This is a genomic window from Crocosphaera sp. UHCC 0190 (assembly GCF_034932065.1).
Classification (GTDB): domain Bacteria; phylum Cyanobacteriota; class Cyanobacteriia; order Cyanobacteriales; family Microcystaceae; genus UHCC-0190.
The window spans coordinates 1-22,468 of sequence record NZ_JAYGHP010000002.1; the positions used below are offsets into that span (position 1 = coordinate 1).

At 36.4% G+C, this 22,468-nt stretch carries 26 protein-coding genes and 3 pseudogenes; 13 read left to right on the forward strand and 16 right to left on the reverse strand.

Going from position 1 to position 22,468, the window contains the following annotated elements; translation table 11 throughout:
- Positions 1-382: 382 nt before the first annotated feature.
- From clpX to tig, 3 genes are all read right to left on the reverse strand, one after another.
- A complete protein-coding gene (gene clpX / locus VB715_RS03100) occupies positions 383-1,720 on the reverse strand; it encodes an ATP-dependent protease ATP-binding subunit ClpX (RefSeq protein ID WP_323299742.1) in 1,338 nt (445 codons plus the stop codon).
- Between the two features lie 11 nt (positions 1,721-1,731).
- A complete protein-coding gene (clpP, locus tag VB715_RS03105) occupies positions 1,732-2,421 on the reverse strand; it encodes an ATP-dependent Clp endopeptidase proteolytic subunit ClpP (RefSeq protein ID WP_323299743.1) in 690 nt (229 codons plus the stop codon).
- Positions 2,422-2,635: 214 nt separating this feature from the next.
- Entirely contained in the window at positions 2,636-4,036 is a 1,401-nt protein-coding gene (tig, locus tag VB715_RS03110) for a trigger factor (protein ID WP_323299744.1), read from the reverse strand.
- 261 nt (positions 4,037-4,297) lie between these two features.
- On the opposite strand from tig, the gene VB715_RS03115 reads away from it, so the two are divergent.
- From VB715_RS03115 to VB715_RS03130, 4 genes are all read left to right on the forward strand, one after another.
- Positions 4,298-5,521, forward strand: coding sequence for a hypothetical protein (locus VB715_RS03115; RefSeq protein ID WP_323299745.1), 1,224 nt, complete (start codon positions 4,298-4,300; stop codon positions 5,519-5,521).
- A complete protein-coding gene (locus VB715_RS03120) occupies positions 5,518-6,096 on the forward strand; it encodes a hypothetical protein (RefSeq protein WP_323299746.1) in 579 nt (192 codons plus the stop codon). Before VB715_RS03115 ends, VB715_RS03120 begins: the two co-directional genes overlap by 4 nt.
- 46 nt (positions 6,097-6,142) lie before the next feature.
- On the forward strand, positions 6,143-6,820 hold the full coding sequence (locus tag VB715_RS03125; protein ID WP_323299747.1) for a hypothetical protein: 678 nt from the start codon (positions 6,143-6,145) through the stop codon (positions 6,818-6,820).
- A gap of 75 nt (positions 6,821-6,895) precedes the next feature.
- The gene (locus tag VB715_RS03130) at positions 6,896-7,915 is read left to right on the forward strand and encodes a Gfo/Idh/MocA family oxidoreductase (protein ID WP_323299748.1); all 1,020 of its coding nucleotides are present in this window, start codon (positions 6,896-6,898) and stop codon (positions 7,913-7,915) included.
- A gap of 8 nt (positions 7,916-7,923) precedes the next feature.
- Here the strand turns inward: VB715_RS03130 and VB715_RS03135 are convergent, their stop codons facing one another.
- On the reverse strand, positions 7,924-8,589 hold the full coding sequence (locus VB715_RS03135) for a PEP-CTERM sorting domain-containing protein (protein WP_323299749.1): 666 nt from the start codon (positions 8,587-8,589) through the stop codon (positions 7,924-7,926).
- A 114-nt stretch (positions 8,590-8,703) separates the two neighbouring features.
- Between VB715_RS03135 and VB715_RS03140 the strand changes: the two are divergent.
- The 4 genes and pseudogenes from VB715_RS03140 to VB715_RS03150 form a co-directional block, all read left to right on the forward strand.
- Positions 8,704-8,871: pseudogene (locus VB715_RS03140) on the forward strand (DUF433 domain-containing protein); the annotation flags it as partial.
- 42 nt (positions 8,872-8,913) lie between these two features.
- Positions 8,914-9,111: a type II toxin-antitoxin system HicB family antitoxin gene (locus VB715_RS03145; RefSeq protein WP_323299750.1), complete on the forward strand. Its 198-nt coding sequence runs from the start codon at positions 8,914-8,916 to the stop codon at positions 9,109-9,111.
- The gene (locus tag VB715_RS21930; protein ID WP_416336903.1) at positions 9,108-9,206 is read left to right on the forward strand and encodes a type II toxin-antitoxin system HicA family toxin; all 99 of its coding nucleotides are present in this window, start codon (positions 9,108-9,110) and stop codon (positions 9,204-9,206) included. The genes VB715_RS03145 and VB715_RS21930 overlap by 4 nt, the downstream gene beginning before the upstream one ends.
- A 290-nt stretch (positions 9,207-9,496) precedes the next feature.
- A complete protein-coding gene (locus VB715_RS03150) occupies positions 9,497-10,333 on the forward strand; it encodes a GIY-YIG nuclease family protein (RefSeq protein ID WP_323299751.1) in 837 nt (278 codons plus the stop codon).
- A gap of 122 nt (positions 10,334-10,455) precedes the next feature.
- Here VB715_RS03150 and VB715_RS03155 read toward each other — a convergent pair whose 3' ends face one another.
- From VB715_RS03155 to leuS, 3 genes are all read right to left on the reverse strand, one after another.
- Positions 10,456-10,665: a type II toxin-antitoxin system HicA family toxin gene (locus VB715_RS03155; protein ID WP_323299752.1), complete on the reverse strand. Its 210-nt coding sequence runs from the start codon at positions 10,663-10,665 to the stop codon at positions 10,456-10,458.
- The gene (locus VB715_RS03160; protein ID WP_323299753.1) at positions 10,662-10,865 is read right to left on the reverse strand and encodes a type II toxin-antitoxin system HicB family antitoxin; all 204 of its coding nucleotides are present in this window, start codon (positions 10,863-10,865) and stop codon (positions 10,662-10,664) included. Before VB715_RS03160 ends, VB715_RS03155 begins: the two co-directional genes overlap by 4 nt.
- Positions 10,866-10,929: 64 nt before the next feature.
- On the reverse strand, positions 10,930-13,497 hold the full coding sequence (gene leuS / locus VB715_RS03165) for a leucine--tRNA ligase (protein WP_323299754.1): 2,568 nt from the start codon (positions 13,495-13,497) through the stop codon (positions 10,930-10,932).
- A gap of 441 nt (positions 13,498-13,938) precedes the next feature.
- Between leuS and VB715_RS03170 the strand changes: the two genes are divergently transcribed.
- Entirely contained in the window at positions 13,939-14,487 is a 549-nt protein-coding gene (locus VB715_RS03170) for a restriction endonuclease (protein ID WP_323299755.1), read from the forward strand.
- On the opposite strand, the gene VB715_RS03175 is transcribed toward VB715_RS03170, so the two are convergent.
- The gene (locus VB715_RS03175; protein ID WP_323299756.1) at positions 14,438-15,388 is read right to left on the reverse strand and encodes a site-specific DNA-methyltransferase; all 951 of its coding nucleotides are present in this window, start codon (positions 15,386-15,388) and stop codon (positions 14,438-14,440) included. The genes VB715_RS03170 and VB715_RS03175 overlap by 50 nt on opposite strands.
- Before the next feature lie 242 nt (positions 15,389-15,630).
- On the opposite strand from VB715_RS03175, the gene VB715_RS03180 reads away from it, so the two are divergent.
- Positions 15,631-15,798: a hypothetical protein gene (locus VB715_RS03180; protein WP_323299757.1), complete on the forward strand. Its 168-nt coding sequence runs from the start codon at positions 15,631-15,633 to the stop codon at positions 15,796-15,798.
- Between the two features lie 22 nt (positions 15,799-15,820).
- Here VB715_RS03180 and VB715_RS03185 read toward each other — a convergent pair whose 3' ends face one another.
- From VB715_RS03185 to VB715_RS03215, 6 genes and pseudogenes are all read right to left on the reverse strand, one after another.
- Positions 15,821-16,159, reverse strand: coding sequence for a DUF86 domain-containing protein (locus tag VB715_RS03185; RefSeq protein ID WP_323299758.1), 339 nt, complete (start codon positions 16,157-16,159; stop codon positions 15,821-15,823).
- Positions 16,149-16,445 (reverse strand): nucleotidyltransferase family protein, encoded by a 297-nt coding sequence (locus VB715_RS03190; RefSeq protein WP_323299759.1) that lies wholly within the window; start codon positions 16,443-16,445, stop codon positions 16,149-16,151. Before VB715_RS03190 ends, VB715_RS03185 begins: the two co-directional genes overlap by 11 nt.
- Entirely contained in the window at positions 16,445-16,759 is a 315-nt protein-coding gene (locus VB715_RS21935; RefSeq protein WP_416336904.1) for a type II toxin-antitoxin system HicB family antitoxin, read from the reverse strand. The genes VB715_RS03190 and VB715_RS21935 overlap by 1 nt, the downstream gene beginning before the upstream one ends.
- 50 nt (positions 16,760-16,809) lie before the next feature.
- Complete coding sequence (locus tag VB715_RS03205) at positions 16,810-16,980, reverse strand: DUF1902 domain-containing protein (protein WP_323299760.1); 171 nt, start codon at positions 16,978-16,980, stop codon at positions 16,810-16,812.
- 19 nt (positions 16,981-16,999) lie between these two features.
- On the reverse strand, positions 17,000-17,764 hold the full coding sequence (locus tag VB715_RS03210; protein ID WP_323299761.1) for an Rpn family recombination-promoting nuclease/putative transposase: 765 nt from the start codon (positions 17,762-17,764) through the stop codon (positions 17,000-17,002).
- 120 nt (positions 17,765-17,884) lie between these two features.
- Positions 17,885-18,118: pseudogene (locus VB715_RS03215) on the reverse strand (hypothetical protein); the annotation flags it as partial.
- A gap of 335 nt (positions 18,119-18,453) precedes the next feature.
- Here VB715_RS03215 and VB715_RS03220 point away from each other — a divergent pair.
- Complete coding sequence (locus tag VB715_RS03220) at positions 18,454-18,702, forward strand: hypothetical protein (RefSeq protein ID WP_323299762.1); 249 nt, start codon at positions 18,454-18,456, stop codon at positions 18,700-18,702.
- On the opposite strand, the gene VB715_RS03225 is transcribed toward VB715_RS03220, so the two are convergent.
- On the reverse strand, positions 18,626-20,866 hold the full coding sequence (locus VB715_RS03225) for a nitrate reductase (protein WP_323299763.1): 2,241 nt from the start codon (positions 20,864-20,866) through the stop codon (positions 18,626-18,628). The two genes, VB715_RS03220 and VB715_RS03225, sit on opposite strands and share 77 nt — an antisense overlap.
- Positions 20,867-21,000: 134 nt before the next feature.
- On the opposite strand from VB715_RS03225, the gene VB715_RS03230 reads away from it, so the two are divergent.
- Complete coding sequence (locus tag VB715_RS03230) at positions 21,001-21,534, forward strand: adenylate kinase (protein ID WP_323299764.1); 534 nt, start codon at positions 21,001-21,003, stop codon at positions 21,532-21,534.
- A gap of 57 nt (positions 21,535-21,591) precedes the next feature.
- Here the strand turns inward: VB715_RS03230 and VB715_RS03235 are convergent.
- A pseudogene (locus tag VB715_RS03235) lies at positions 21,592-22,140 on the reverse strand (Uma2 family endonuclease); the annotation flags it as partial.
- Between the two features lie 20 nt (positions 22,141-22,160).
- Here VB715_RS03235 and VB715_RS03240 point away from each other — a divergent pair.
- The gene (locus VB715_RS03240) at positions 22,161-22,337 is read left to right on the forward strand and encodes a hypothetical protein (protein ID WP_323299765.1); all 177 of its coding nucleotides are present in this window, start codon (positions 22,161-22,163) and stop codon (positions 22,335-22,337) included.
- Positions 22,338-22,468: the final 131 nt, after the last annotated feature.

Below are 22,468 nucleotides of genomic sequence, written 5' to 3' on the forward strand. Positions count from 1 at the left end.
TCTAGAAGTTTTCTTGTTTCTGTATTTAATTCTCTAATAAATCGCATAAACTTTCTGATTTTAAACTACAGTTTATAGTTTATATTATTTTGTTTGATCTGTGTAATTAATTTTGTGTGTCTACTTAGCTCCGATTAGTGAAAATCTAGCCCATGCTCAAACGATTTTTAATGTGGTTTTCTTTATTGTTTTATTTTCAGTATCCATTCAAGGTTTTACCTTAGTCCCAACAGCCCGATGGTTAAAATTAGACCAATAAACAATCCAATAATGTTTAATCAATAGGGAGGTATAATTATTACAATATTGGGAAGGAGAATGACAAAAAACCCAACATAATCAACCGATTAATGTTGGGTTTTTTACTGACATTAAGTAACAATTAAGCAGACTCAGGTGTGGGAATAGAAGAAGGATGTACCAACAATTCAGAAGTTGATCGCTGTTCAACCATTTCCTTTGTAATCATGCACTTCTGCACATCTTTACGGGAGGGTAACTCATACATCACATCTAACATCAATTCTTCAACAATCCCCCGTAATGCTCTCGCTCCTGTTTTGCGTCGGTAAGCTTCTTGAGCGATCGCCCGTACCGCTTCTTTATTAAACTCCAACTGCACATTATCCATATTCAGCAACTTCTGATATTGCTTCACCAAAGCGTTGCGGGGTTTGGTCAAAATTGCCATCAAGGTTTCTTCATCAAGGGGATTGAGGGCGGCCATAACGGGAATTCTACCCACAAACTCAGGAATCATACCAAATTTCACCAGATCATCCGGTTCGACCCGTTGCAACAAATCTGCGGCTCGTTTTTCTTTAGACTGTCCTTCCCCTGGACGAATAAACCCCATGGATTTTTTACCGATTCGTTGTTCAATCACCTTTTCTAACCCAACAAAGGCACCACCACAAATAAAGAGAATATTACTGGTATCAATTTGAATACAATCTTGATAGGGATGTTTGCGGCCACCCTGGGGGGGAACATTGGCGATCGTGCCTTCCAGCATCTTTAATAACGCTTGTTGTACCCCTTCCCCAGAGACATCACGGGTAATAGAAGGGTTTTCACTCTTGCGAGCAATCTTATCAATTTCATCGATGTAGATAATACCCCGTTGCGCTTCTTCCACATCTAAATCTGCCACTTGTAGCAGTCTCAGGAGGATGTTTTCCACATCTTCCCCCACATACCCCGCTTCTGTTAAGGTAGTGGCATCAGCCACAGCAAAGGGAACTTCTAAAATTTGGGCTAAGGTTTGAGCGAGGAGGGTTTTTCCCGATCCTGTGGGCCCCATTAACAGAATGTTAGATTTTTGCAGTTCTACGGCATCATCTGGGTTGCTGCTTTTTTTCCCTTGAATCACACTAAGACGCTTATAGTGATTATAAACCGCTACGGAGAGGACTTTTTTCGCCTCATCTTGCCCGATGACATACTCGTCTAAATAATCTTTGATTTCTCTGGGCTTGGGAATTTGATTAAAGGAAAGACGTTCTTTGCTGGGACGACGTTTTGGCCGGCCTTCCTCCCCATGAGATGGAGCCGCTGACATGGGACTAGGGGCCTCCATCAGTTCCTCATCTAAAATCTCGTTACAAAGCTCAACACATTCATCGCAGATGTAGACTCCCGGGCCGGCGATAAGCTTTCGTACCTGCTCCTGGGATTTGCCGCAAAATGAACATTTTAGGTGGGAGTCGTATTTAGACATAAGCTATTGGGTTAGTTAAGTGAGGTTACGGGGACGGTGGGATCAGACAAATCTTGCCGAGAAATCACTTTGTCGATTAGACCGTAGTCTTTGGCCTCTTGTGCTGACATGAAAAAGTCTCGCTCGGTATCAGCGGCGATGGTATCGTAGGGTTGCTTGGTATGTTGGGACAACATTTCATTCAGTCGCCGCTTGATATAGAGAATCTCTTTAGCTTGAATGGCGATTTCTACGGCCTGCCCCTGTGCGCCTCCTAGGGGTTGGTGAATCATGATGCGAGAACTGGGTAAAGCCATGCGCTTTCCTTGAGTTCCCCCAGATAATAAAAAGGCTCCCATACTGGCCGCCAGTCCAAAGCAGATGGTGACGACATCAGGGCGAATTTGCTGCATCGTATCGTAAATCGCTAATCCAGCGTAGACGGAACCCCCTGGAGAGTTAATGTAGAGTTGAATATCTTTTTCGGGGTCTTCAGCGTCTAAAAATAGGAGTTGAGCAACAATTGAGTCCGCCACTTGATCATCAACGGGGGTTCCCAGGAACACAATTCGCTCTCTTAGTAGTCTTGAATAAATATCAAAGGCTCTTTCTCCGACTCCAGATTGCTCGACGACCATCGGTACCACATTTTGGGTCGTGGCGTTAATGTCTGATGGGCGTTGGCTGGACATTGAATAATCTAGGGATCTCGATTGAATCATAGCCTTCAACAGTAATAGGAATCAAATATTTAGATAATTGGCTAGGCGTTTTTGCTTAAACGTCTTTAAACTGGCGTGCCTAATTTTTTTTAGATAGGAAGATGTCCCAGGGTGACTTAAATGATAAATCTATTCTGGATCTCGTTCATCCTAGCACAAATAGACGGCTCATGGGTCAGCCGTCTGGGCTAAATTCGACTTAAATAATGAAGTTTTAGTCGTCTGTGTTTTCAGATACCTCAGCTTCGATGGTAGTTTCTGTTTCACCCTCTTCTGAGTCTTCTGTTTCTGCTTTTAAGGTACCTTGAGGAACTAATTCTACGGTGGCTTGTTCTTGTAACCAATCTAGGGTTTTCTCGGTAAGCAATTCTTCTGCCACAAATTCCTTTAACTTGTCGGGATCAACGTCCTGTCCTGATAATTGCTCTTGTACTTTGTTAATTCTTTCTTCAAGAGCAGCATCATCTACGATTATGGATTCAACTTTAGCCAGTTCTTGGAGAATTAAGGTTTGTTTCAACCTTTGTACTGCTTCAGGACGAGCATTTTCCCGTAATTTGGGCAGGTTTTCCTGGGTAAATAGTTGGCGAAGATCGAGGCCCATTTGTTCCATTTGCATGGCCGTTTGTGTAAGGACTCTGGTGACTTCTTCTTGAACCAGGGTATCAGGAAGATCAGCAGTACAAATGTTGCTGAATTCTGTGATCAGACCATCGTGAATGCTTCTTTTGGTCGATTCTTCTGCAGTTTCGGTAAATTCTTTTTCTTTGGCTTCCCGTAGCTCAGCCATAGTTTCATATTCACTGATTTCTTCGGCTAAGTCATCATCCAGTTCGGGGAGTTCTTTCGCTTTGAGTTCTTTGACGGTAATGGTGAAAATAACGGGTTTTCCGGCTAAATCTTCCCTTGGATAGTCTTCTGGGAAGGTTAGGGTGATCTCTTTGGTTTCTTCGGGTTTCATTCCCACCATTCCTTCTACCATTCCGGCAATGAAGCGTCCTTCTTCGAGATCGACTTGAAAATCTTTCCCTTCAACCCCTGTAATGGGTTCACCTTCTTCTCCCTCTGCGGGAACCGTGCTGCCTTGATAATCAATGATAGCCACATCCCCCATCTGAGCAGGACGATCTTCCACAGGAATAAGGGTTGCTTGTTTTTCTTGCTGTTCTTTTAACCAGTCTTCTAGCTGTTGCGGATCATAGACGGTTTCTTCTGCTTTGACAGTAAGACTTTTATAGTCTCCAAGTTCAATGGAGGGGGGAACATCCACCGTAGCAGAAAAGGTGAGGGGTTCTCCTGGGCTGAATTTTCCGACTAATTCTTCAAAATTCGAGCGTAAAATATAATTGCCGATGAATTTGATAGATTCTTGCTCAATGGCTTCTTTTACGCTACTTTGTAACAGTTCTTCTAGGGTAGCAGCTTTAACGTAACGGGTTCCTAAGCGTTGCAGTAAAATGGGGCGGGGGACTTTTCCTTTGCGAAACCCAGGAATATTGGCGGTACGGGCCAAGTTATTGACCATTTTTTCATAGGCTTTTTTGCCGATTTCTGCTGGAATTTCGATTTCTAAGCCAATTTGACTATCGGGGAGTTTTTCCTGGGTTACTTTCATAGGTGTTAGGATTTCGGACAGTTTATGATCTTACCATTGATGTCAGCAAAAGGCAATTATAACTTTTTTGAGCGTGTTTGGGGGTTGGTTTTAGCTGACTGGCAATATAAAGAACCGCTCTATTTTAGCTTGGGTGTTTATTGTGTTGATGATATTTAAACATTTTAATATGATTTGATGCCAACTACTAAAAATTTAGAGAGATGAGTAATTTTTTTGAGAGTTTGGGTATCCTGTTTATAGAGATAGATAATCAGAAATATGAAGCAATACAAAGTCTTGACATTGGGAGCGTCTGGTGGTGGTAAAACGGTCTTTCTTGCGAGTCTATTTAAACAACTTTCAACCCAAGGAGAACATGGATTTTTCTTAGATGTTGAAAATCATTACGAACGTAAATTACTCAATCAATATTATACAGAAATTGTCACCGGAGATGCTTGGCCAAAACCAACGAAAGGAACGGTAAAAGAAGGGACATTTACTTGTTCTGTAAAAACCCCTGATTTATCGATTCATCCTGCTTGTAAATTTGTTTATAAGGACTATCCTGGGGGGTTATTATCAGAAATAGCAGAGGACGAATTTTCTGATTACAATATTAATTTTAATCAAGAAGTTAAAAGTGCTGATGCAGTTTTAGCTATTTTAGATGGTCAAAAAGTCCTTCAGTTTTTACAAGGAAAGCATGATAAATTCCTTGACATCTGGTTGCATACAGAATTAGCAAACCTGATGCACTTAATTCAAGAATGTCCTAAAATACCTGTTCATTTTATTATTAGTAAATGGGATTTGATTGACAATCATGGGAGTTTTGATTTATCTGATATTAGACATCGTTTAAATAAAATTGAAGAGTTTAAAAATGTTGTTAAATATCGAAATGTAGCTGATTGTCCTATTAGACTAATTCCTGTGAGTTCAGTGGGGTTTGATTTTGCAACTTTTCAAGAAGGATCAATGAGGAAAAAATCGGAGGTAATGCCTAAACCTTTTCAAACAGAAATTCCCTTAGCTTGTGTGTTGATAGATGGACTACAAGTAGAACTTAAAAAAGCCATCAAAGAACAAGAGGAATTAGCAAAAAAGAATACAGAAGTCTTACCAGATTTCTGTATTTTGGGTCAGGTCAATAATTTCATCTCAGGAATTTTTTTGAGTTTGATTTCTCCTAATCTTAAAAAGATGCTGCCCAACAAATATCAGTTTGATAATGAAACTTTTGAACAGCTAATCAAAGTCATTGATAAGCAAATAGTTAGATTAGAAAAGCAAGCAGTAATGACTAAACAAGAAATTGAAAAAATCGAAAGAAAAGCAAAAGAAGAAAGTGAGAAATTACGACGTAAACAAGAACAAGCTTTGAATAAAATTAATAGTGAAACAACAGCTTTAGGTTATGTTGTCAAACAATTTAGTACAATTGCAAGCAAACTAGATAAAGATTTTCCCTCATCAAATTTAGGCGGTACAGGAATATGAATCAATCAGCATGGCCTTTTTTAGTTAGTCGTAATCTTTACTTAGATTATCGAACCATTGTTGCACCTGATTTTATGAGTCAAACAAAAATATCTAATCTACTTGCGAGAGCAACAGATGGAGATTTAACACCACAAAATACAGCTATTTTACGGAAAATCATCGGCTCACACTTTGGAGATTTTATTGTAATTTTTCGGATCGTAAAAGCAACAAAATCTGACATAAAACAAGGAGATATAGAAGAAATTCTTAAAGATCCGTTTGGACGAGAGATTTATTTAATTGAAGGGTTAGTTATCAAAGATAACTTAAATAATGATCAATTTAATCTTGATATTTTTGATAAATCCAATCAAATACTAAAAGAAGGTTATTGTCAATTTTGGCAACAAATAGAACCCTGTCCCGCGATTCCTTCCCAACCCTTTAAAATTCAAAAAGTTGATGTAAATAAGCCAATATTTACTTTACAAAATACTGACCCATTTATCATTAAAAATAAGCCCCAACATGAGTACAGTTTTTTGCAAAAATATGAACTCAATAACCCGAAAAAAATCATAACATCATAATAATTGGATAGCAATCGGTTGTTATTTAGAGGCAAAAAATTATGTTTTGCTTAAAAATTTAACCAATAAGGAAGAAAAAAAACTCGATGAACAAAATTGGAAAGATTTGTTAACACAAGACATCACAGAAGATTTGAAGGACAGAATAATTCTCTCATTAGGGTTTAGTCCTGATAGTAAATTTTTAGCTGCTGGAACTAAAAATGGGAGGATTTTACGTTGGTCTATGAATGGTTATAAAAGAAAAGTTATTGCTGACAATTTAGAAGGTGCAGTGACAACTCTTGTCTTTAATAATGATGATAATACCTTAATTAGTGGTGATAGTAAGGGGAATATTCGTAAATGGCAAGATGAATTAACATTTGTTGCTCCATTTGTAGCAAATCTTTCTCAAATTAATTCAATTGCTATCAGTTCAGATAATAAATATCTCGCTGCTGGATGTGAAGATAGCTTGAGAATTTGGGATTTTGAAAACGGAGGAATTCTGATTAATTCAGATAAATATAAACAAGTTAATACAGTCGCGTTTAGTCTTGATAATCATTTGATTGCATTGGGGACAGCTAAGGGTCAAGTTATTATCTGGGATGTCAAACAACAAAGGGAAATCTTAAAATATGACCACAACAAAGCAGTTAATTCAGTAATATTCCATCCTCAAAATAAAATATTCGCAAGTGGGAGTGAAGATGGAATAATTCAAATTTGGGATTATTGAAAAGACGTTCAAAACCCTGTTAAACTTTGTAGAGGCGTTGCATAAAACGTCTCTACATTATAAGATATGAATAACATGAAAACTCGCTTAGCTATTTTAGGGGTAGGACGTTGGGGTACTCATTTAGTGCGGAATTTTTTAGTACATCCTGATGCTGAAATTGTGGCGATCGCTGACTCCCTTCCCGCTAATTTAACGGCCATTAAAACTAAATTTTCTCTTGATGAACAGTCAATTTTATTAACCTCAGATTGGCAAACCATCAAAAAACAAGTTAACCTAGATGCTATTGTGGTCGTCACCCCTGCTTCTACCCATTATCCGCTAATTAAAGAAGCTTTGCAGTCAGGATATCATGTTTTAGCAGAAAAACCCCTTACTCTTGACCCTGTGGAATGTTTAGAATTAACGCGTCTTGCACAACAGCAACAGCGACAGTTAATGATAGATCATACCTATTTATTCCATTCTGCGGTTAATCAGGGACAATCTATCATTAAAGCAGGAAAATTAGGGGAACTGCGCTACGGTTATGCTAGTCGTACCCATTTGGGGCCAGTGCGTCAAGATGTGGATGCACTTTGGGATTTAGCTATTCATGATATCGCTATTTTTAACCATTGGTTGGGTCAATATCCCGAAAAAGTACAAGCAGAAGGACAGGTTTGGTTACAAAAAAATTTAGCAGATGTTGTTTGGGTGACGCTATTTTATCCTAATGGGTTTCAAGCAAAAATTCATCTCTGTTGGTGTAACCCTGATAAACAACGAAAACTCTGTATTGTTGGCAGTCAAGGGACGTTAATTTTTGATGAGATGTCCACTGATGCACCCTTAACTTTACAAAAGGGTTATTTAGAAACTCAAGGGGATAAATTTTTACCCCAAGGACAAATAAAAGAAGTGATCAAACTTGAAAAATCAGAACCACTCAAAGAAGTTTGTAATCACTTCTTAAGGATTGTTAAAACGAATAATACTTGTGAATTTTCTTCTGGTTTTGTCGCCACTAAATTAGTTCAGATTTTGACTTGTTTAAGTCTTTCTATGGAACGAAAAGGGGAAGTTATTGATATTCCTCCACAAGCTTTTTAAGCTCTATTTTATGAGGGTTTATTTTTGTTTGATTTGCGCTTAAAAAATGTCCCAAAAGCTACCGCAGTCCCTGATCCTAAAATAGTCAAAGGTTCAGGGACTACTTCTGGTTTAATAGGGGAAGTTGAAATAAGAAAAGCATTAGATTCAGTTTTACTTTCACTAAAACTTGGAAAACTTCCTGCCAAGAGAGTCCCTTTAAACTCAACTTGATCATCGTTACTATTTTTTAAGAGATTAACAATATTATTAAAATTACTAGAAGAACGCGGATTAGTTTCATCTGCGGTAAAGACATTTCCTTGGAGATCATTACGAATTGCTAGGTTGTTATAAAGAGATAGACCTCCAATATTAAAAATCACTCCAACCCTCTCTCCAATGCCATTTAAAATCAGTTCGTTTCTCTGATCTCCAATCGTAGTAAACCAAGTTGTTAATACCTTATCCTCTGAGTTAATTAGCTTAACTTGAGATTCTATCAATATTTTAGTTGTTCCCGTATTAGTATCAGGATTAATGGAGATAGTGTCAAACTGAATTTGAATTTCTTTGATAGTTTCATCTTGAAGAATTGAACCTAAATTGGCAGCGATCGCCTTTTGATTTAGGGTAGTTCCTAAGCAGAAATAAACCCCTGTTGTCAAGGTCACTAAGTTAGATAAACTGTTCATATTTTAACCCTAAGAATTGTTAAAAATTTTATTGTTTATTTTATATATTGATTAAAACCGATTAAGCGAATTTTGTCATTAGTTCATGTAAACTAAATGACAAGTTTTATCTAATGTGGGGGTCGTCCCTATATTCGAGGGATGAGAATTAGAGTATCAGATGTGTTAGATTTATATGCGTCTGGGTTATCTTCTGGGGAAATATTAGCAGAAATGCCTGATCTTGAAAAGGAAGATTTACAAGCGGTTTTTGTTTATGCTTCTCGCAAACTTAATCATTGATCAATTATAATAAAACTATCTTAGTATTATCCAAGCGCAAAAATGAAACTCAATGTAATTTTAGAACCTAGCGATGAAGGGGGTTATACTGTTTATGTTCCATCCCTTCCTGGTTGTATTAGTGAAGGAGATAATCTCGAAGAAGCTTTAAACAATATTAAAGAAGCAATTGAACTTTATTTAGAATTAGATGATCTTTCTTTACCAGAAGGAACAATTATTCAGGAATTAGTTTTATGAGTAAAGTTCCGAGTCTTACTTATTCTCAAATCATCACTGCACTTAAACGAGATGGATGGACAATTATTTGTCAAAAAGGAAGTCTATTCGTCTAGAAAAGGTGTTTGATGATGCAACTTTAAGAATAACTGTACCTGCTCATCGGCCTGTTAAATGTTCTACGTTATCTCATATTATTCAACAAGCTCGCTTAAAAGTTGATGATTTTTTGAAATTATTATAAAAAACTTATACTAGATTAGTTGCTGCTATGATTACTCATAAAATTGATTATATTTTAACCTTTAATACTGCTCATTTTCTAAGATATTCAGAAATTATACTTATTGACCCTCGGAATATTCAATAATGTATAATTATATAATTAACTAATGTATTAAGTGATATGAAAACACTGGAAAAAGAATTAAACTTGCTTCCTTCAGTTAGTTTTGATAATCTTGATGAACTTCCAGAATATTCAGGTATATATTTTGTTATAGATTCTTCTGATAGAATAATTTACATAGGACAATCTGAAAACATATTAAATAGATGGAAAAATAATCATCATAGAAAACCTCAAATAGAAGAAATACATCTAGATTATCCTGTTAAAATAGCTTGTAAAGCTTGGAATAAAGAAGATTTAAAAACAGCAGAAAAATATTACATTAATCATTATCATCCTTTATTGAATGGAACTGATGTAAAACTTCCTAAGACCATTCCTTCAGAAGTTATGGTTAGAAAGTTATTAGAAAAAATACGCCTTTTGGTGATTATTATTGGTATTAAAAAAGCTCATCAAAATCACTTACCTATTATTTATTTAAAATATAATTATGAAAATACTGGTAAAAATGGTTGTGCAAGAATCATTAAAGAATTTAAGAAAGAATATCAAACTAAAGGAACTAACCTAAAGATAACTCGAACAAGCTATGGTGAATATACAACACATAATGTCAGACCTGGAAGTAGAGAACATAAAGTGATATCTCGTATTAAAAGTTCTTACAATAATCATTGGACTATCCCTTGTAATGGTGTAATTGTTGATATTACTCCTGTTGATAAAGCTGAGTTTTATTTTTTGCGAGATCCAGATAATTCAAGTTTTAAAAAGTTAGCAGAGATCAAAATTCGTTCTGTTAATACTACAAGTATAGTTAATAGTTTTAATTTAGGTTTAATTCCAATGGTTGATGATCCAATCCCTTTATTATGGACAGGTTTGTAAGGTGGGCAATGCCCACCCTGATATAAATTCTTTATACAGAAAATGTCAAGTTAGTTGTCTGTATTATTTTGTTTATTAGCTTCTAATAATCTAAAAATATTAAATGAATACTTTTAATTATTTCATAGTAACTCATTTTCAGTCAATCCTGCTATTTTCATTAATGCTTTTAACGTTCCTATTTTCAAATCTTGATTACGATGAACTGGAATAGATACAATTTGAGTTTCTCCTGATTTTTGATAAATATGATGACTTCCTGTAACCTTTTTCAAAATCCATCCTTTTCTCTCAACAATTTTACCAAGTTTTTTCCCTGAAATAGATTTCATACTGTTATTTCAATGATTTTATCTTCGGATTCTAGAGTAGAAATATTATTAGCAACTTCTAACCATCCTTGAATAGCATCTTGTAAATTATCCATTAATTCTTCCCAGGTATCCCCCTCAGTAATACACCCTGGTAATGCGGGAACTTCTGCCCAATATCCCCCTTCTTCTGCGCTGTGAACAATTACTTTAAATTTCATAATTTTGATGCCTTAATGATGTATATTATTGATTAGTAAGGTGGGCAATGCCCACCCTACGGGGTTATTTACCAACAACAAAATTGACTAATTTTCCAGGTACAACAATCACTTTTTTAACCTCTGTATCCTCTAAATAACGCTTACCGATATCAGACTCACGGGCTAACTTTTCTAACTCGTCTTTTGTCGCACTTGCTGATACTTGAATGGTTCCCCTTGTCTTACCCATAACTTGAATCACTAGGGTAATTTCATCTACTACTAAAGCATCAGGATCAACCTTCGGCCAACTTGCTAAATGAATTGACTTTTTATGTCCCAAATCATGCCATAATTCCTCAGCAATATGAGGCGCAAAAGGTGCAAGTAAAATCAATAAGGTTTCTATTCCCTCTTGATACACCGCAGAATCTAAACATTTGGCATCATTTAACGCATTACTTAACTTCATTAATTCAGACACTGCAGTATTAAATTGATAGTCCCCTTCTAAGTCTTCAGCTATCTCTTTAATGGCAGTATGTATGGCCCGTCTTAAGTTTTTTTCAACCTTAGTTAATTCGGTGTTTTTCTTGACTTTTTTAGGCTTAGTTTCACCATAAGCAGTAACTAACCGCCAAACCCGATTTAAAAAGCGAAATTGACCTTCTACATCTGCATCATCCCATTCTAAATCTTTCTCTGGAGGTGCTTTAAATAGGATAAACATTCTGGCCGTATCTACCCCATATTTAGCGATCACTTTTTCAGGATCAACACCATTATATTTAGATTTAGACATCTTCTCATAAAACACATCTAAATTATCACCAGTTTCGGGATCTTTTGGCGTTTCAGGGTTCACTTTATCCGAGGGAATATATTTACCTGTTTTGGGGTTTTTATAGGTCATTCCCTGTACCATTCCCTGAGTCAAAAGACGTTTAAAAGGTTCATCTATATTAACTAAACCTCTGTCTCGCAATACTTTAGTAAAAAAGCGGGAATATAAGAGGTGCAAAATGGCGTGTTCAATACCTCCCACATATTGATCTACACCCATCCAATCATCAGCTTTTTCTAACTTAAATGCTTCTTGATCATTGACTGCATCGGTATATCTTAAATAGTACCAAGATGAATCAATAAATGTGTCCATTGTATCGGTTTCTCGCTTTGCAGGTTCCCCACAACTCGGACAAGGTACATTGATCCAATCTTCTAATTTTGCCAAAGGAGAAGCCCCTCGTCCCGTAAATTCGACATTTTCAGGCAATTTCACGGGTAAATTGGCATCAGGAACCGCAATACTACCGCAACTAGGACAATGCACCACCGGAATAGGACAACCCCAATAACGCTGACGAGAAATCAACCAATCTCGCAAACGGTACTGTATCCTAGCTTTACCATAGCCATGCTTTTCTGCATATTCAATAATAGCGTTTTTGCCCTCTGTAGACTTCATTCCGTCAAATTCACCGGAATTTACCATTATTCCTGGTTCTGTGTATGCTTCCCGTAGAGACGTTTCATGAAACGTCTCTACATCTTCAGGAATAATAACCACCTTAATAGTAAGCTTGTTCTCAGTTGCAAACTTAAAATCACGGGTATCATGGGCCGGAACTCCCATCACTGCGCCTGTACCATATTCATAAAGGACATAATCAGCGATTAAAATGGGTATTTCTTGACCATTAAAGGGATTTATGGCAGTTCCTCCGGTTAAGATCCCCCGTTTAGGTTTATCCTCTGCGGTTCGTTCGATTTCGCTTTCGTTTGCCACTTCTTTGATGAATGCGTCTACTGCTTTTTGTTGTTTAGCAGTGGTGACTTTGGGGGTTAAAGGATGTTCTGGGGCTAAAACAACGTAAGTTACCCCATAAACCGTATCGGGACGAGTGGTAAAGACGGCGATCTTCTCCTCACTCCCTTTGATGGGAAATTCCAAATATGCACCGACAGATTTACCGATCCAGTTTTCCTGCATTAATTTAACACGGTCGGGCCATCCTGGTAATTTATCGAGGTCGTTTAATAATTGTTCTGCATAGTCGGTAATTTTGAAGAACCACTGACGCAATAGTTTCCGTTCTACTTTAGCACCCGATCGCCAGGAATAACCATCACTGTCTACTTGTTCATTCGCTAAGACGGTTTGATCGATGGGGTCCCAGTTAACGGCCGCTTCTTTTTGATAAGCTAACCCTGCCTGATAAAATTGTAAAAATAGCCATTGTGTCCATTTGTAATAGTCTGGGGAACAGGTTGCAACTTCCCTTTCCCAGTCAATAGAAAGTCCCAAAGTTTGCAGTTGTTGCTTCATTTGGGCAATATTTTTATAAGTCCATTCTGCGGGGGGAATATTGCGATCTATGGCTGCATTTTCGGCCGGAAGTCCAAACGCATCCCAACCCATCGGATGTAAGACGCGATACCCTTGCAGACGCTTGAGACGGGCGATAACATCAGTAATAACATAGTTGCGAACATGGCCCATGTGTAGGTTTCCTGATGGGTAGGGAAACATGGATAAGGCGTAAAATTTGGGTTTATCGCTGTTTTCTGGGGTTTTGTCTAACCCCTGTTTAACCCAGTCTTGTTGCCATTTTTGTTCGATCGCTGCTGCGTTATATTGGGACTCCACGAATATTTACTCCACTGCTATTTCCATGATCAATTATCCCTGATCTCATTCAGTTATCGGTTATCAGTGATCAGTCATCAGTTTTTTAGTCTTTGAGAGGGAAGGTTAGGAGGCGATCGTTTGTCATCCTGATTATTTGGTTGAAGCAGATTAATTATTAAGTATTTATACTGGTTTTCCAATGATGATAATTTGATCAATTTGGGTATTCTTATATTATGAAATTCTATGAAATTTTTCCAAAACAACCAGAGGTCTTTTTATGCTTAGATTTCTGAACAAAAGAAATAACTTAGAAAAAGCTATTTTTGGAACAGAAAGCTAAAGAACAGGGCATAATATTATTATGCCCCTACAGTAATTATAATGTTTCGTAGGGGTTTAACACTGTTAAACCCAATTTCTATAAATTGATTAACTTAACCGACCTAATAAATACAGATGACTGAACCATCATTAGACGAAATCCTCAAAAAATACCAAAATTCTTTCATTCAAAAAACTTATTCAGATGAAAATAATACCAGTGATATTTTAATGGATGTTTTTGGTTTATCTTCTGAACTAAAACAAGAAAATAAACAATATTGGGGTCGTGAACTGGGTATGTGTTGGCAATTATTAATTGTAGAAATATGTAAAACATTTTGTGCTAACTTCCAACCAGCTTTTAAAATAGGTAAAGATGAACCTTGTGATTTAGTCGTTGATAAATATGCTATCGATACTAAATATCGTATTGGTTCGGGAGATTCAGGACTACATAAAAAATATAAAGCTTACGGTAAAATGTTACGTCAAGAAGGTTATGAACCTATTTTATTAATACTTAGAGAAGATAACTTACCTGCTGCTATCAAAGCTTGTGAAGTAGGAACCTGGACAATATATACAGGAAATGATTCATTTAATTTTATCAAAGAAATAAGTAACTTCGATCTTAAGCAATTTCTGATTGAGAGAAAGGGAGACTTTCCTGTACAAAGATAACTTCGTTAAGACGTTGATTAATAATATCAATATATTCCGGTACTATTTCAATTCCTAAATAATTAATGCCTAATTTCTTCGCAGCAAGTAAAGTCGTTCCAGAACCGGCAAAAGGATCAATAACAATTGAGTCATCTATAGAAGAAACAAATATTTTTACTAACTTTTCCATCAAAGCTAATGGCTTAACAGTACAGTGTATATTAAAGTCTTCGTGTTTATCTCTTGGTATATTTTCCAAAATATTTGATTGAAAACCCTGAGCATCTTGAGTAAAAAATAAACCCGTTCCATAGTTTAAAACTGTTTCTGTATAATTATTTTGCAATGGCTTTTGTAGAATACAAATAGCTTCCCATTCATTCCTTAAACAACTATGCCAACCTTCCCACTGTTCAGCATTATAATAACCTTTTTCTTCCAATTTTTTCTTGATATTAATACCTTTTGGTATACCACTAGATCGTCTATAAACCATAATATCTCTAGCATAAAAACCAGCATTTTCAAGAGCAACTTGCACATGAGCAACCGTTCTTGTACTATTAAAAACTAAAACAGTAGCACCAGGTTTACAAATGCGAAAAAGTTGTTCTCCCCATTGAAAACACCAATGCTCATAATCTAGAATATTCTCACGGTTTCTTTGATACCATTTCTTATTACGAACTCCACCAGCTAAACCACTACCATAAGGTATATTTTTAACTAATGTTTTGCTGTTTTTATTATTAACTCTTTTCATACGTCTTTGAATTTCTGAATTATCCCATTTATGACCAATAAATTCATAATTATAAGGAGGATCAGTAATACAAGCAGATATATAATTGTCAGGAACTTTTTTCATTAGCTCTCTACAATCACCTAGTAATATGCTATTGACTAATTCTTGTGACATAACTTTACTCATTTTTTTATACTAATAGTATAATAGTATTTATTATAGCAAAAAATAGAGTTAATACAAGTTCTTATTGATTCTTTAATCTTTCTGAAAATATTTAGAACCCACATAATTAACAAGGGCATAATAATATTATGCCCCTACGGTAATTATAATATTTCGTAGGGATTTAACACTGTTAAATCCGATTTCAATTTAGATGTTAAACTTAGAGTGTAGAAATCAATAATTTAACAATGGTATCAACTCCAGACAGCAAAACATCAAATACGGAACAAGAAACAGATCAACTTTTAGTATTTCTTAAAGCGAAGGGTTGTAATAAAGAACTTAAAACAGGTTTACATATTACACCTGCTGAGAAAGGAAGCGGTAAAACTGATATATCAATTAATCATGACTAATGTTTCTCTTGATTTTGCTTGTTTAGGGTGTTTCTAAAATGATTTTAATTGCTTCTAGTAGAGGTGATACTTTATTTTGGACTACATCCCATAAAATCTCATTATCTAAACTAAAGTAAGCATGAGCAAGTATATCTCTTAATCCTGCAATTTTACGCCATTCTACCTCTGGATAATTTTCTTTAATCTCAGTAGGAATTTTTTTTACTGCTTCTCCAATAATTAAAAGATTCATAATAACTGCATCATAGGTTTTTTCATCAGCAATAAATTCATCAAAACTCATATCTTGAGTATAACGCAAAACTTTATTACCACTAATAATAATATCCTCTAAATATAACCGAATACTACGAGACATAAATCGCTTCTTGTTCAACGGTTTGACGAATTGGAGATTTTAGCATATTGTGAGTTACTAAATCTACTTTAGTACCTAAACAATCTTCTAAATAAAATTTTAAATCCATATAGCGATCAAATGTAACTTTTTCCGTAAACTCTACTAAAATATCAACATCACTATTAACAGTTGCCTCATTTCTAGCAACTGATCCAAAAATTGCTAAAGATTTAATACCATAATTTTCTATAATTTGGTAATTTATTTTTAGGATATTCAGTACCTTATCTCGTTCCATAATCATTATTGTCGGTTTAAATTAAGTTCTTGAAATACTTGTTTTTTACTGATCGTTTGAATTTCATTTTTTTCTATTTCTTCTATTCTTTTTTCTGCTTCTTGTATCCAAGTTTTATCAATTTCTTCTACTTGTTTAGTTTCAATAATAAGAGGAAATCCGAGTTCCGCACGAACTTCTAAACAAGCAATAATAGCATCTTTAATATTTTCTAATGCTTCTTCTTTTGTTTGACCTTGACTAATACAACCAGGAATTGTCGGACATTCAACAATCCACATTTTATCCTCATCTTGCTCAAGAATTACGTTAAATTTCATACTTTTTAGCTGAATATTGGGAATACTATTTAGTATAGCGTAAAACTTTTTTATTGGTCTAATTCAATTAAACTTTTAGCTAAATCTGAAGCAATTTCTACGACTTCCTCAATCGTGTTACCTTCAGCAACTAATCCTTGTATTTGATCGCTGGTTGCCACAAAATATTCTTGTCCTTTTTCTTCAAACTTTTCTATTTTTAACGTGATTAGAGTTTTCATAAAACCTCAAGTAAATAAATTAATCCTCCTGATTCAAAGATAAACTAAGTTGTTGAATTTCTTTTAAAGTTAATCCGGTTAGTTTAACAATGTCATCCATACTCATGTTATTTTTGAGCATATTTAAAGCTATTTTTCGGATAGCTTTGATTTCACCTTCATGGAAAATTTCTTGATAAATAACTGATTCGCGCATGATATCACTCCGAAGAATTCGTTGAATACTCTCTTGATCTAATTTTAACCCAGATAGAATAGCAGTGGAGGCACTAATATCACTTTGTCTTTGTCGGTTGGGAATATCATCAATAATAGAGGCAATTTGAGTTAAGGTTTCTGTAGGGTTATCGGTACGACTGAGAACAGCAAACGGTAATAAACCAGGAGTGTTCATAAAAATAGTTGTCGGTTCTTCCCAAAGACGGATAACATGAAATTGATGGCGTAAATTAGTTAACTCAAAGGTATTTTGATACACTAATTCTGAATTACTGGGTTTTAGATAAATCACCACCTGATACATTTCCTTATTGGGATAACGACGATATACTCGTAAACGATAGTCAGTCATCCTAAAGGGTATATCTTCATCTGGTGAGGTTTGAGACTCAATATGTAAGACAATTTCTTCTGATTGCAAAAAAATGAGAGAATCTGCTCTAATAGGATTTAATGAGAGTTCTGTGGGTTTTAGTTCTGTGAGTTCAATGGGTTCATTTAATAACCAATTAGCAAAATCACGACTAAACCTTTCTGCTAGAAATTTACAAACATTATCGTACATTAGAAACAAGAATAAGTTAACAACATTAGGGCATAATAATATGATGCCCCTACGATGATTATAATATTTTATAGGGGTTTAAAAGTGTTAAACCCAATATTAATCCCATATAAACAGTTTTTATTGTTCATTTTCAGGAGGAGATAGACGCTCTAATATTTCAGTCATCTTTGCTTGTCTTTCTTCTATTTGATCAAAACGTCGATAAAAGTCTGATTGTACTTCATAAAAATCTGACATAGAACGAGTTAATTGTCCTAATAATTGATAGATACCTTTTCTATCTTTTTGCCATTCTTTTTGAAATGAGGCAAAATTATCCGTTAATGCTTCAATTGCACGAGCGTTAGATTCAATCAATTTTTTTAAATCATCATCAGACATGGTCATACTTGAGATATTCCTCAAAAGAATAGGTTTTTGTGAGTGCTTGAACCATGTTGATTTGACTCTCTTTGTAATATTAACTATCAATTATTCTAACAACTTAGCTGTTTAATCTCAGAATCAGTCGCATAATAAAAACTAATGTACTAATTAACCTGACTTGAAAATCTAAAATTTTTATTAAATTTTTAGGAAATAGTAGAAATCTGTGTTTTTAAAACACTTCTGTAACATTGGTTACAGTTTGTAAAAATAAATAGTAACATTAACTACATTTTGTACAATGGAGTCAGAGAAATTTGATGTACAAGGAAAAACAGATGCACGTTAATATTCATGGTCTTAGCCACGATCAAAATCAAATTGTTGCGACCAATGGCAACCTACGACACCGCAAAGAAAATCCTGTGATGATGATTCTCCTGGTGGTTTTGGGTTCATTTGTACTTGGTTCTCTGCCGATTATTTATGGGTTTAACCTCGCCTCATCTTTAACTCAAGCTCCAACGGTTCCCCATGAAGGGACGTTATGGAGTCCTGCGGGGAAATAGAAACAACCTGCAACTGTACCGCACAAGCTTTTAACTCCGGTTGCAAGGAACTCGGACAACACTCGTGATGGGTTAAGGCATTAGCTTCTGCATCATCGGCCCAAAGTGCGCCCCAGTGCATCGGCACAAATAGGGTTCCAGGGGCGATCGCCTTTGTGATTTTTGCTGGAAAACGAGCCATTCCCCGACGCGATCGCACTTCAACCAACATATTTTCTTCTATGTTTAATTTTGCAGCATCATGGGGATGAATTTCCATAAAGGGGTCAGGGTGCATCTTTTGAATTTTAGGAATGCGTCCTGTACGGGTTTGGGTATGCCAATGACCGTATAATCTGCCTGTGGTTAAGACGTAGGGATAAGCATCATCAGGAGGTTCTGCTAGTCCCTTAGAATGATAGGCTGCAAACTTGGCTCGTCCGTCTGGGGTATTAAAACGAAAATCTGTGTAAAGTCGCTTATTAGTTCGGTTTTGTGCGGTTAATTCTTCTCCTTCCAAACAGGGCCAAGCATCAGGATAAGGCCATTGTAGGGGGCCATAGGTGTGTAACCGTTCATGACTTAACCCAGAACTATCACAGGGACGGCCTTCCGTGATCTGTACAAATTCAGCATAAACCGCCGCCGAATTTTTAAAGCTAAACTGGGCCTCAAACCCTAACCGTCGTCCCACTTCTGCGAAAATTGCCCAGTCTGGCCTTGCTTCCCCTGGGGGGTCACGAAATTGGGGACATAAAGTGACAACTCGTTCAGAATTGGTCATTGTTCCTGTTTTCTCACTCCATTGGGCCGCAGGGAGTAAAATATGGGCATAGGCTGAGGTTTCTGTGGGATAGTAAGCATCTTGATAGACTGTAAACGGCGATCGCTTCAAAGCTTTTTGAGTACGTTTAATGTCAGGCATAGTAACAGCCGGGTTAGTAGCTGCAACCCATAAGAACCCGACCTCACCTGTTTCTAACCCTTCGATCATTTCCCAAGCAGTGCGACCCCGTTGAGGTTGAATAGTACCCCCAGGAACACCCCAAAACTGTTCGACTTCGGCCCGATGTTGGGGGTTATTAACAACACGATAGCCGGGTAAAATATTACAAAGGCCCCCTGCTTCTCTGCCTCCCATAGCGTTAGGCTGACCCGTCAGGGAAAATGGCCCGGCCCCAGGTTTACCGATATCCCCTGTCATGAGGTGAAGGTTGATCAGAGTACGAATCTTAGCCGTTCCTTCCGAAGATTGATTCATCCCCATTGACCATAAAGATAACACCCTGTCTGACTCGGCCCAATATTTAGCTGCTTGTTCTAACTCATCAATAGGGATACCACATTTACGGGCCACTAATTCAGGGGGATAATGACGGATAACCTCAGCATAGGCCGAAAAGTTTTGGGTACATTCATCAATAAAAAAGGTATCAATGCGACCCCACCGCATTAATAAATAGGCAATACCGTTAAATAAATCAATATCTGTCCCTGGTTTAATGGCTAAATGTAAATCTGCTGCTTCTGCGGTTTGGGTACATCGTGGGTCAACCACAATCATTTTAACCTTACGATTCTTTTTATGATGCACACGCAGACGGTTAAAAACAATGGGGTGACATTCTGCTGTATTGGTTCCCACCAAAAAAGCGCAGTCTGTTAACTCTAAATCTTCATAACAACAGGGGGGGCCATCACTGCCGAAACTTTGGGTATAACCTGCAACCGCAGAAGACATACAGAGACGGGAGTTAGCATCAAAATTATTCGTTCCTAGGAACCCCTTAAACAGTTTTTGAGCAATATAATAATCTTCCGTTTGAAATTGACCTGAACCATACATACATAAAGCATCAGGCCCTTGGGTAAGACGTACTGTTTTAATTCTATTTGTGATTGCTTCTAACGCTTCATCCCAACTAACACGACGAAAATCATCATCCAAAGATTCCCGCATCATCGGATATTTAAGACGATCTTTGTCTAAAGACTCGCTCACCGTTGCCCCCTTAACACAGACTTTCCCTTGACTAGAAGGGTGACTGCGATCGCCTCTTACTTGCCAGACAGGGTTTCCTTGACTATCTCGGTTAACCATTTTACCAGGTTGGGCCGGGGGTAATACTTCTAAACCACAACCGACACCACAGTAAGGACAGAGAGTTTTTGCAGAGTTAGTCATAATTAGGGAATCCTAGAGGGTTGGATACAATTAATGTTAGCAATACTACCTCATATATTCACAGATGTTTTCAGGAATGAAGATTAGAAGCTTTGTATGAGTAGGTTGAGATAGTAGGATAAGGATTTAAACCGATGAAAAAAATAGCAGTGTTTGGCAATACTGGCGGTGGTAAATCAACCTTAAGCAAGAGATTATCAAAAATTACCAATTTGCCCCTTTATGTCTTGGATAAAATTCAATATCAACCAGGGGGTACTAAAGTTTCTTATGAAGAATATAAGGGTATTCATGAGCAAATTATAGCAAAGGATCAATGGATTATTGACGGATTTGGTTGTTTAGAAACGGTTTGGTTAAGATTGGCAGAAGCAGATACTTTAGTTTACATTGATCTACCCTTATCTTTACATTTTTGGTTTGTTAGTAAACGATTTGTTACGGGGTTTTTCTCTCCCCCTCAAGGTTGGCCGGAAAATAGTCCTCTTGTGAAAAGTTCAATTACCAGTTATCGTACCCTTTGGTTATGTCATAGACGTTTAACTCCGAAATACCGTGATTATGTCATGAAAATGAGAAGCACTAAGACAGTTTATCATCTTCAATCAATGAGACATATCTCAGAATTTTGGGATTTGATGCAAACTGAAACCAAGGCTTTAAACTGATAGCAAAAATTTTCTGGGCTTAATATTGTTAATCCCAGAAAATTAACCGAAATTCTGTCAAAGTTCATCTGGATTAATTCCTAATTCTTTTAATTTAGCTGCTAATTTGTCGGCCCGTTGTTTCTCTTGCGTGTAAGTTGTAAAACTATTACCATCAGGATAATATAGCTTTAATTCGGGTTCTGTGACTTCAAAACGAATACCTAAACGGGGACTTATCCAACCATTAATATCTTCAATAATTTCTAAGCCTTCTTCTCCTCGTAACAGTCCACTAAGTTCGTTTTTATGAGGATCATAAATATAATATTCTTCCACTCCATAACGCTCATAAAATAGCAATTTACGACTCATTTCAGTTTGAGTATTCCCTGGTGAAAGAATTTCAAATACCACTTGAGGCGCAATATTATCCTCTTTCCATTGTTGATAGGAATCTCTTTCCCCTTTGGTACGACCAAATACTACCATAACATCCGGTGCAAGTCTTTTTTTATTGTCACCTTCTACGGGATACCAAAGTAAGTCCCCCGCAACAAATACATTATTATCGTTAGCAAATAACCAATCTAAATTAGCTTTTATCATAGTAATCCAACGAAACTGATTTGCGCTTAGTTTTAACCATGAATAATTATACCCCTTGGAACTATGCCCGTTTTTTAGATTATTGTACCGAACAATTATTATTACAGCGCGTCGGTGGGGGTTATCGGTTTATTCATCGGTTGTTACAGGAACACTTATTGAAGTCAGAAGTCAGAAGTATATTGATGAAAGCGATGGCAGAGGCATGGCATTAGTAAGCTTACTCTTAAAACCATTAACTTATTATCGCCATGCCCCTACAAATTAATGGTGTATTTCAAAAAATTGCAAAGCGTTAACCGTAGGGGCTTAATATTATTAAGCCCTTATCCATCATTGAATTGAT